We start from the raw sequence: 5,427 nt of genomic DNA on the forward strand, positions 1-5,427 counted from the left end.
TGTTTGAGATCTCAATAGCGTGTCTGTTTGTTGATGCCAAATGTTTTGTTTGGCAGTTTTTTGGACATCCAGCTTTTAAAGCTGGTGTTCGTTTACTGTCAGGATTGTTTTTCATTTTTTGATGGAGAGTTTGATCCTGGCTCAGGACGAACGCTGGCGGCGTGCTTAACACATGCAAGTCGAACGGTGACGATGGAGCTTGCTTCATCTGATCAGTGGCGAACGGGTGAGTAACACGTGAGTAACCTGCCCCTCACTCTGGGATAACCTCGGGAAATCGTGGCTAATACCGGATATGAGTTTCCACCGCATGGTGGTTTCTGGAAAGTTTTTCGGTGAGGGATGGACTCGCGGCCTATCAGTTTGTTGGTGAGGTAATGGCTCACCAAGGCGATGACGGGTAGCCGGCCTGAGAGGGCGACCGGCCACACTGGGACTGAGACACGGCCCAGACTCCTACGGGAGGCAGCAGTGGGGAATATTGCACAATGGGCGAAAGCCTGATGCAGCGACGCCGCGTGAGGGATGACGGCCTTCGGGTTGTAAACCTCTTTCAGCAGGGAAGAAGCGAAAGTGACGGTACCTGCAGAAGAAGCGCCGGCTAACTACGTGCCAGCAGCCGCGGTAATACGTAGGGCGCAAGCGTTGTCCGGAATTATTGGGCGTAAAGAGCTTGTAGGTGGCTTGTCGCGTCTGCCGTGAAAACCCGAGGCTCAACCTCGGGCGTGCGGTGGGTACGGGCAGGCTAGAGTGTGGTAGGGGAGACTGGAACTCCTGGTGTAGCGGTGAAATGCGCAGATATCAGGAAGAACACCGATGGCGAAGGCAGGTCTCTGGGCCATTACTGACACTGAGAAGCGAAAGCATGGGGAGCGAACAGGATTAGATACCCTGGTAGTCCATGCCGTAAACGTTGGGCACTAGGTGTGGGGGACATTCCACGTTCTCCGCGCCGTAGCTAACGCATTAAGTGCCCCGCCTGGGGAGTACGGCCGCAAGGCTAAAACTCAAAGGAATTGACGGGGGCCCGCACAAGCGGCGGAGCATGCGGATTAATTCGATGCAACGCGAAGAACCTTACCAAGGCTTGACATGCACCGGACAGCCCCAGAGACGGGGTCTTCTTCGGACTGGTGCACAGGTGGTGCATGGTTGTCGTCAGCTCGTGTCGTGAGATGTTGGGTTAAGTCCCGCAACGAGCGCAACCCTCGTTCCATGTTGCCAGCGCGTTATGGCGGGAACTCATGGGAGACTGCCGGGGTCAACTCGGAGGAAGGTGGGGACGACGTCAAATCATCATGCCCCTTATGTCTTGGGCTTCACGCATGCTACAATGGCCGGTACAAAGGGTTGCGATACTGTGAGGTGGAGCGAATCCCAAAAAGCCGGTCTCAGTTCGGATTGGGGTCTGCAACTCGACCCCATGAAGTCGGAGTCGCTAGTAATCGCAGATCAGCAACGCTGCGGTGAATACGTTCCCGGGCCTTGTACACACCGCCCGTCAAGTCACGAAAGTCGGTAACACCCGAAGCCAGTGGCCCATCCCTTGTGGAGGGAGCTGTCGAAGGTGGGATCGGTGATTGGGACTAAGTCGTAACAAGGTAGCCGTACCGGAAGGTGCGGCTGGATCACCTCCTTTCTAAGGAGCTACACCAATATTGGTGGCCATCTTCGTGCCCGCATGTAGTACGGGTGGTTGCTCAAGGGTGGAACATCAACGAATAGGCGCTTCATCTCCTGGCCACAGGGTCTCCTAGTACTGCGCTTGCGCATGGAACGGTGGGCTCGCCGGTCGAGGGGGTTCGAGGTGGAGGCACGCTATTGGGTTTTGAGGCTGCATGCGCATCCACGGTCCTTCGGGATGGTGGTGTGTGTGGCTGGTCCTCCCTGTCACTGGGTTTCAGCTAATGCTGGTCTGGTGATGGTGTGGGGTTGTTCTTTGAGAACTGCATAGTGGACGCGAGCATCTTTGTAAGCAATGTGTCTTTGTAGTGTTGCCTAAGTTGTAAAGGGCGCACGGTGAATGCCTGGGCACGAGGAGCCGATGAAGGACGTAGGAGTCTGCGATAAGCCTCGGGGAGGTGACAACCACCCTGTGATCCGAGGATTTCCGAATGGGGAAACCCACCGCGAGTCATGTCGCGGTACCCGCTGCTGAATGTATAGGCAGTGTGGAGGGAACGAGGGGAAGTGAAACATCTCAGTACCCTCAGGAAGAGAAAACAACAGTGATTCCGTGAGTAGTGGCGAGCGAAAGCGGAAGAGGCCAAACTTGTTCTGTGTGATACCCGGCAGGGGTTGCAGGATGAGGGTTGTGGGAAGTGTCGGACGGTTCTGCCGGATCGTCGACGTGAGCTCGTAGTGGTAGTCGAAGTCGTGGTGAGTGCGACGGCGTAGAGGGTGTGACCCCCGTAGACGAAACTGCTGCGACGCGTGATGCTGTTCCCAAGTAGCACCGGGCCCGTGAAATCCGGTGTGAATCTGCCAGGACCACCTGGTAAGCCTGAATACTACCTCGTGACCGATAGCGGACAAGTACCGTGAGGGAAAGGTGAAAAGTACCCCGGGAGGGGAGTGAAATAGTACCTGAAACCGTGTGCTTACAATCCGTCGGAGCCTTACGGGGTGACGGCGTGCCTTTTGAAGAATGAGCCTGCGAGTTAGTGGTCGGTGGCGAGGTTAACCCGTGTGGGGTAGCCGTAGCGAAAGCGAGTCTGAACGGGGCGTTCAGTCGCCGGCTCTAGACCCGAAGCGAAGTGATCTATCCATGGGCAGGGTGAAGCGCGGGTAAGACCGCGTGGAGGCCCGAACCCACTTCAGTTGAAAATGGAGGGGATGACCTGTGGATAGGGGTGAAAGGCCAATCAAACTTCGTGATAGCTGGTTCTCCCCGAAATGCATTTAGGTGCAGCGTTGCGTGTTTCGTGCCGGAGGTAGAGCACTGGATAGGCGATGGGCCCCACCGGGTTACTGACCTTAGCCAAACTCCGAATGCCGGTACGTGAGAGCGCAGCAGTGAGACTGTGGGGGATAAGCTTCATAGTCGAGAGGGAAACAGCCCAGAACATCAGCTAAGGTCCCTAAGCGTGTGCTAAGTGGAAAAGGATGTGGAGTTGCTGAGACAACCAGGAGGTTGGCTTAGAAGCAGCCACCCTTGAAAGAGTGCGTAATAGCTCACTGGTCAAGTGATTCTGCGCCGACAATGTAGCGGGGCTCAAGCACACCACCGAAGCTGTGTCATTCAGACATTGGTCTGGATGGGTAGGGGAGCGTCGTGCAGGCGGTGAAGCTGCGGGGAAACCCAGTGGTGGAGACTGCACGAGTGAGAATGCAGGCATGAGTAGCGAAAGACGGGTGAGAAACCCGTCCGCCGATTGATCAAGGGTTCCAGGGCCAGGTTAATCCGCCCTGGGTTAGTCGGGACCTAAGGCGAGGCCGACAGGCGTAGTCGATGGACATCGGGTTGATATTCCCGAACCGATTGTGTGAGGACCCATACCGAATCGTGTGATGCTAACCATCCGAACCTGACTCGTGCCCTTCGGGGTGCGTGCTCGGGAGAGCATGGGAACCGAACATGTAGTAGGTCAGCGCATGGGATGACGCAGAGAGGTAGCTTCCGCGGACTTAATGGAATAGTCCGTCTAAGCGAGCAGCCCGCGCACCGGTAATGCGGTGCCGTATGGGGTGAGACGTGATGGGGATCCCGTAAGGGAGTAGGTGAGTGATCCTGTACTGCCAAGAAAAGTTCCGGCGTGACGAGCACGGTCGCCCGTACCCTAAACCGACTCAGGTGATCAGGTAGAGAATACCGAGGCGTTCGAGAGAATCGTGGTTAAGGAACTCGGCAAAATACCCCCGTAACTTCGGGAGAAGGGGGGCCGGAGGCGTGAGAGCGCCGAAGGCCGCAGAGACCAGGGAGAAGCGACTGTTTACTAAAAACACAGGTCCGTGCGAAGTCGTAAGACGCTGTATACGGACTGACGCCTGCCCGGTGCTGGAAGGTTAAGAGGACCGGTTAGATCTTCGGATCGAAGCTGAGAATTTAAGCCCCAGTAAACGGCGGTGGTAACTATAACCATCCTAAGGTAGCGAAATTCCTTGTCGGGTAAGTTCCGACCTGCACGAATGGCGTAACGACTTCTCCACTGTCTCAACCGCGAACTCGGCGAAATTGCATTACGAGTAAAGATGCTCGTTACGCGCAGCAGGACGGAAAGACCCCGGGACCTTTACTATAGTTTGGTATTGGTGTTCGGAACGGCTTGTGTAGGATAGGTGGGAGACTGGGAAGCACGGACGCTAGTTCGTGTGGAGTCGTCGTTGAAATACCACTCTGGTCGTTCTGGATTCCTAACCTCGGTCCGTGATCCGGATCAGGGACAGTGCCTGATGGGTAGTTTAACTGGGGCGGTTGCCTCCTAAAGAGTAACGGAGGCGCTCAAAGGTTCCCTCAGCCTGGTTGGCAATCAGGTGTCGAGTGTAAGTGCACAAGGGAGCTTGACTGCGAGACAGACATGTCGGGCAGGTGCGAAAGCAGGAACTAGTGATCCGGCACCTCATTGTGGAATGGGTGTCGCTCAACGGATAAAAGGTACCCCGGGGATAACAGGCTGATCTTGCCCAAGAGCTCATATCGACGGCATGGTTTGGCACCTCGATGTCGGCTCGTCGCATCCTGGGGCTGGAGTTGGTCCCAAGGGTTAGGCTGTTCGCCTATTAAAGCGGTACGCGAGCTGGGTTTAGAACGTCGTGAGACAGTTCGGTCCCTATCCGCTGCGCGCGTTGGATATTTGAGAAGACCTGTCCCTAGTACGAGAGGACCGGGATGGACTGACCTCTGGTGTGCCAGTTGTTCTGCCAAGAGCATGGCTGGTTGGCTACGTCGGGAAGGGATAACCGCTGAAAGCATCTAAGCGGGAAGCCTGCTTCAAGATGAGATATCCGTGCCCCTTTGTGGGTGAGAGGCCCCCAGCAGACCACTGGGTTGATAGGCCAGATGTGGAAGCACAGCAATGTGTGGAGCTGACTGGTACTAATGGCCGAAGACTTATTCAACACTTTCATTGTCTTGTGACATGTTCGCGTCCACTGTGTGGTTCTTGGAGAACAATCCCGCTGCCGCGGTCAGCCTCTTTGCGGGGGTGTTGTGGTGGGGGTCTGGTTGTCTCGTCGTGTTACGGCGGTCATAGCGTCGGGGAAACGCCCGGTTCCATTCCGAACCCGGTAGCTAAGCTCGACAGCGCCGATGGTACTGCACTCGGTAGGGTGTGGGAGAGTAGGACGCCGCCGGACATCTTTGTGATGGTGGGAAGGGTCGTTGGTTCCCTTTCCTGATCGGGGTTCACCATGGATGGTGGGTTCTGGTCGGGAGGGTTGAGCCGGCGGCCCTTTCCGCATGCCCGGATCGTGACGGGGTCGGTACGT

Annotated in this window: 3 rRNA genes; all 3 read left to right on the forward strand. The window is 56.2% G+C overall.

Annotation, left to right across the window (positions count from 1 at the left end):
- The first annotated feature begins 118 nt into the window (after window positions 1-118).
- The 3 genes from FM110_RS03805 (at window position 119) to rrf (ending at window position 5,295) form a co-directional block, all read left to right on the forward strand.
- Window positions 119-1,639 (forward strand): 16S ribosomal RNA (locus FM110_RS03805).
- Between the two features lie 357 nt (window positions 1,640-1,996).
- Window positions 1,997-5,058 (forward strand): 23S ribosomal RNA (locus FM110_RS03810).
- A gap of 120 nt (window positions 5,059-5,178) precedes the next feature.
- Window positions 5,179-5,295 (forward strand): 5S ribosomal RNA (rrf, locus tag FM110_RS03815).
- The 16S, 23S and 5S rRNA genes sit together here, the layout of an rRNA operon.
- Window positions 5,296-5,427: the final 132 nt, after the last annotated feature.

Origin of the sequence: Brachybacterium nesterenkovii (genome assembly GCF_900163655.1) — a bacterium.
In the GTDB taxonomy this organism is placed as follows: Bacteria; Actinomycetota; Actinomycetes; order Actinomycetales; family Dermabacteraceae; genus Brachybacterium; species Brachybacterium nesterenkovii.